General features: G+C 68.7%; 4 protein-coding genes. 3 read left to right on the top strand and 1 reads right to left on the bottom strand.

The annotated features are described in order from the left end of the window. Positions 1–55: 55 nt before the first annotated feature. Complete coding sequence (locus AC3ET4_RS30305; protein WP_431955094.1) at positions 56–1,309, bottom strand: NAD(P)-dependent malic enzyme; 1,254 nt, start codon at positions 1,307–1,309, stop codon at positions 56–58. Between the two features lie 494 nt (positions 1,310–1,803). On the opposite strand from AC3ET4_RS30305, the gene AC3ET4_RS30300 reads away from it, so the two are divergent. From AC3ET4_RS30300 to AC3ET4_RS30290, 3 genes are read left to right on the top strand one after another with little or no spacing between them, the layout of a single operon-like run. Further along, on the top strand, positions 1,804–2,763 hold the full coding sequence (locus AC3ET4_RS30300) for an ABC transporter substrate-binding protein (RefSeq protein ID WP_431955092.1): 960 nt from the start codon (positions 1,804–1,806) through the stop codon (positions 2,761–2,763). 29 nt (positions 2,764–2,792) lie between these two features. After that, on the top strand, positions 2,793–3,755 hold the full coding sequence (locus AC3ET4_RS30295; RefSeq protein WP_431955090.1) for an amino acid ABC transporter permease: 963 nt from the start codon (positions 2,793–2,795) through the stop codon (positions 3,753–3,755). Then, positions 3,752–4,540, top strand: coding sequence for an amino acid ABC transporter ATP-binding protein (locus AC3ET4_RS30290; protein WP_431955088.1), 789 nt, complete (start codon positions 3,752–3,754; stop codon positions 4,538–4,540). The genes AC3ET4_RS30295 and AC3ET4_RS30290 overlap by 4 nt, the downstream gene beginning before the upstream one ends. Positions 4,541–4,603: the final 63 nt, after the last annotated feature.

Below are 4,603 nucleotides of genomic sequence, written 5' to 3'. Positions count from 1 at the left end.
ACAGGGGGGGGGAACAGCGCCACGCGTCGGCGTGGGATGCGCGCCTCGGCGGCGCTCAGCGCCGGGCGACGCCCTCGGCGCGGGCGGCCGCGGCGACGGCGGCGGCGACCGCGGGGGCCACGCGGTCGTCGAAGGGCGAGGGGATCACGCAGTCGGCGGCGAGCTCGCCGTCCACGACCGCGGCCAGCGCCTCGGCCGCGGCGATCTTCATGCCCTCGGTGATCCGGGAGGCCCGCACCTGCAGTGCGCCCGAGAAGATGCCGGGGAAGGCGAGCACGTTGTTGATCTGGTTGGGGAAGTCGCTGCGCCCGGTGGCGACGACGGCCGCGTACTTGTGCGCCACGTCGGGGTGGATCTCCGGCGTGGGGTTGGCCATCGCGAAGATGAAGCAGCCCTTCGCCATGGTGGCGACGGCCTCCTCCGACACCATGCCGCCGGAGACGCCGATGAAGACGTCCGCGCCGGCGAGCGCCTCCTCCAGCGTCCCGCTGAGCCCGGCCTTGTTGGTGTAGGCGGTGAGCTCGCGCTTGGAGGGGTTCAGGTCGTCCCGGCCCGCGTGCACCACACCCTTGCGGTCGGTGACGGCGACGTCCCCGATGCCCGCCTCGACGAGGATCTTGGCGATGGCGACGCCGGCGGCGCCCGCCCCGGAGATCACCGCCCGCAGCTCGCCCAGCGCCCGGCCGGTCAGACGGGTGGCGTTGCGCAGCGCGGCGAGGGTGACGACGGCCGTGCCGTGCTGGTCGTCGTGGAAGACCGGGATGTCCAGGCGCTCCTGCAGCCTGCGCTCGATCTCGAAGCAGCGGGGGGCGGAGATGTCCTCGAGGTTCACCCCGCCGAAGGAGGGGGCGAGGCGCACGACGGTCTCGACGATCTCGTCCACGTCAGTGGTGGCGAGCGCGATCGGCACGGCGTCCACGCCGCCGAACTGCTTGAAGAGGATCGCCTTGCCCTCCATCACCGGCAGGGAGGCCTGCGGGCCGATGTCGCCGAGGCCCAGCACCGCCGTTCCGTCCGTGACCACGGCCACGACCTGGGACGTCCACGTGTAGTCGTGGACCAGCTCGGGCCGGTCGGCGATCGCGGTGCAGACACGGGCGACGCCCGGGGTGTAGGCCATCGACAGGTCGTCGGCGTCGCGCACCGGGACGGTGGCGGTCATCTCCATCTTGCCGCCGCGGTGCAGGGCGAAGACCGGGTCCACGGGGCTTTCCGGGCCGTCGCCGTCGGTGTCCGCGTGTGCGAGGCCGTCACCGCTCCCGGTGCCCTCGCTGCCGCTGGTGCGAGGATTGACAATCTCCGCTGCCACTGTTGACCCCTTTGTCCGAATTGTTGTTGAGGGTACTACCCCCCGCGCCAGGGGATAGCCGGGCTCGGCTTCCGTACACCCGGACGTGAGTGGTCCCGGGCGCCACGGAGGCCGGGCGCGCCGCACGCACGCCGAGGGGCCCCGATGGGGGTGAGGGTCCGCGCTGCGGGAAGACGCTCTCCGCTGAGGAGTCTGTGCGCCGCGGCGCGGCGTCGCACATCCGGAACGTCCGGTCACGACGCGACAAGTCGTCCGCATAGCGGGACAAGAAACGTGATGCACGCAACGTCGCGGTACGGCCCCACCGCGATCGGCCTTGGTGTAGCGGCCCGGTGAGGACAAGGGGATCGCCCGTTATGCGATTTTGACACATCCGGACACCCAAGAGTGCGTGTCCGGATGGCAAGATGCGGAGATCACACACGTAAGCGACACCCGAACGTGTGCACCCGAAGACCGGCTGCTCCCAGGATTCCCCGCAGGAGGAACCAGCAATGACCGCACGTACCACCCGTCGCGCGACCGTGACCACCCGCTTCGCCGCGGTCGGCGCGATCGCGGTCGCAGGCGCCCTCGTCCTCACCGGCTGCGGCGACCAGACGGACAAGGGCGGCTCCTCGTCCGCGTCGAGCAACGCGTCCAAGGCGCCCCTCTTCGACAAGCTCCCGAAGTCGGTGCAGTCGGCGGGCGTGCTCAAGGTCGGCTCCGACATCGCGTACGCCCCGGTGGAGTACTACAAGGACGGCAAGGCGGTCGGCATCGACCCCGACATCGCCGACGCCCTGAGCAAGCAGCTCGGTGTGAAGGTCGAGTTCCAGAACGGCAAGTTCGCCCAGCTCATCGTGGGTCTGCAGTCCAAGCGCTTCGACATGATCATGTCGGCGATGAACGACACCAAGGACCGCCAGAACGGCGTCGACTCCGACACCGGCAAGACGGTCGGCGAGGGCATCGACTTCGTCGACTACTTCACCGCCGGCACGTCGATCCTGGTCCAGAAGGGCAACCCCAAGGGCATCAAGTCCCTGGACGACCTCTGCGGCAAGACCGTCGCGCTCCAGCAGGGCACCACCTCCGAGGGCATCGCCAAGGACCAGGCCAAGAAGTGCCAGGCCGACGGCAAGGGCAAGCTCACCCTGCAGACCTTCGACACCGACCCCGAGGCGCTGCTCCGCCTCAAGCAGGGCGCGTCGGCCGCCGACCTCAATGACTTCCCGGTGGCCTCGTACAACGCGCAGACCTCCGGCGGCGGCAAGGACTTCGAGGTCGTCGGCGACCAGATCGGGGCGGGCCCGTACGGCATCGGTGTGACCAAGCAGAACACCGAACTGCGCGACGCGCTCAAGGAAGCCCTGGACGCGATCATCAAGAACGGCGAGTACACCAAGATCCTCGAGAAGTGGAATGTCACTGACGGCGCGGTGACCTCCGCGACGGTCAATGGCGGTTCCTGAGCCCCACGTTCCGCTGAAGGGCAGTCATCGTGACTGACAAAACCGACAAGGCGCCGGGCGGCAACCCACCCAGGGGCACCGGAACCGCCTCGGCGGCCGCCGCCGGAGGTGCTCCACACGCCATCAAGGCGGTTCCGGTGCGCCACTACGGCCGCTGGATCTCGGCCGTGCTCGTCATCGCCGTGCTGGTGCTCATAGGTATCGCGTTCTCCAACGCGAACATCAACTACGGCATCATCCCGGACTACCTCACGGACGGGACCATCCTGTCCGGCGCCTGGCACACGCTCTACATCTCGGTCCTGGCGATGGTGGTCGGCCTGGTACTCGGGGTCGTGCTCGCCATCATGCGCATGTCGGACAACCCGGTCACCAGCACGGTCGGCTGGCTGTACGTCTGGCTGTTCCGTGGCACGCCGGTGTACGTCCAGCTCCTGATCTGGTACAACCTCGCCCTGATCTTCCCGGTTCTGAACCTCGGGTTCTACAAGGACGAGATGAACCAGGTCATGACCCCGTTCCTGGCCGCGTTGCTGGGGTTGGGTCTGAACGAGGCCGCCTACATGTCCGAGATCGTCCGGGCGGGCATCCAGTCCGTCGACGAGGGCCAGACCGAGGCGTCGCATGCCCTGGGCATGTCCAAGGGACAGACTCTGCGCCGGGTCGTCCTGCCCCAGGCGATGCGCGTTATCGTGCCTCCGACCGGCAACGAGTTCATCAACATGCTCAAGACCTCGTCGCTGGCCTACGCCGTCCAGTTCAACGAGCTCCTGAAGCGGGCAAACGACATCTCCAGCACCACGCTCGCGGTCATGGAGATGCTGTTCGTCGCCTCGGTCTGGTACCTGATCCTCACCACAGTGTTCAGCGTCGGCCAGTACTACCTGGAGCGCCGGTACGCCCGCGGTTCCACACGCAATCTGCCGCCCACGCCGTGGCAGCGGCTCAGGGCGAACCTCACCTCCTTCCGCCGCCCGGAGGTGGCCCGATGACCGACTTCAACATGGGCATTCCCGGTGGCCCCATGGTCAAGGCGGAGGGCGTCCACAAGTCCTTCGGCGCGGCCCACATCCTCAAGGGCATCGACCTAGAGGTCGCCCCACGTGAGGTGTTCTGCCTGATCGGGCCGTCCGGCTCCGGCAAGTCCACGTTCCTGCGGTGCATCAACCACCTCGAGAAGATCAGCGCGGGCCGCCTGTGGGTGGACGGCCATCTTGTCGGCTACCGCCAAAAGGGCGACAAGCTGTACGAGCTCAAAGACAGGGAAGTGGCCGCCCAGCGCCGGGACATCGGCATGGTGTTCCAGCGCTTCAATCTCTTCCCGCACATGACGGCCATCGAGAACGTCATGGAGGCCCCGGTCATGGTGAGGGGCGAGGCCAAAGCCGTCGTCCGCGAGCGGGCGACGCGCCTGCTGGACCGGGTCGGCCTGCGCGACAAGGCCGGGCACTACCCCGCCCAGCTCTCCGGTGGCCAGCAGCAGCGGGTGGCCATCGCCCGCGCGCTGGCGATGGAGCCGAAACTGATGCTCTTCGACGAGCCCACCTCCGCGCTCGACCCGGAGCTGGTCGGCGACGTCCTGGACGTCATGCGGGGTCTGGCGGAGGACGGCATGACGATGATCGTCGTCACGCACGAGATGGGCTTCGCGCGCGAGGTCGGCGACGCCCTGGTCTTCATGGACGACGGTGTCGTCGTGGAGTCCGGCCACCCGCGCGACGTGCTCACCGACCCGCAGCACGACCGCACCAAGGCCTTCCTCTCCAAGGTCCTCTGACCGCGCGCGGACGAGGGGCGGCGCCGGACGGCGCCGCCCCTCCCACGTTCCCCCACGGCACGG

The organism is Actinacidiphila sp. bgisy167, assembly GCF_057707665.1.
This window is presented reverse-complemented; position numbering and strand designations above follow the sequence as displayed.

What these genes read in the sequence shown, in the direction of transcription:
- AC3ET4_RS30300 (WP_431955092.1), top strand. Translation starts at nt 1,804, where the DNA reads ATGACCGCACGTACCACCCGTCGCGCGACCGTGACCACCCGCTTCGCC.
- AC3ET4_RS30290 (WP_431955088.1), top strand. Translation starts at nt 3,752, where the DNA reads ATGACCGACTTCAACATGGGCATTCCCGGTGGCCCCATGGTCAAGGCG.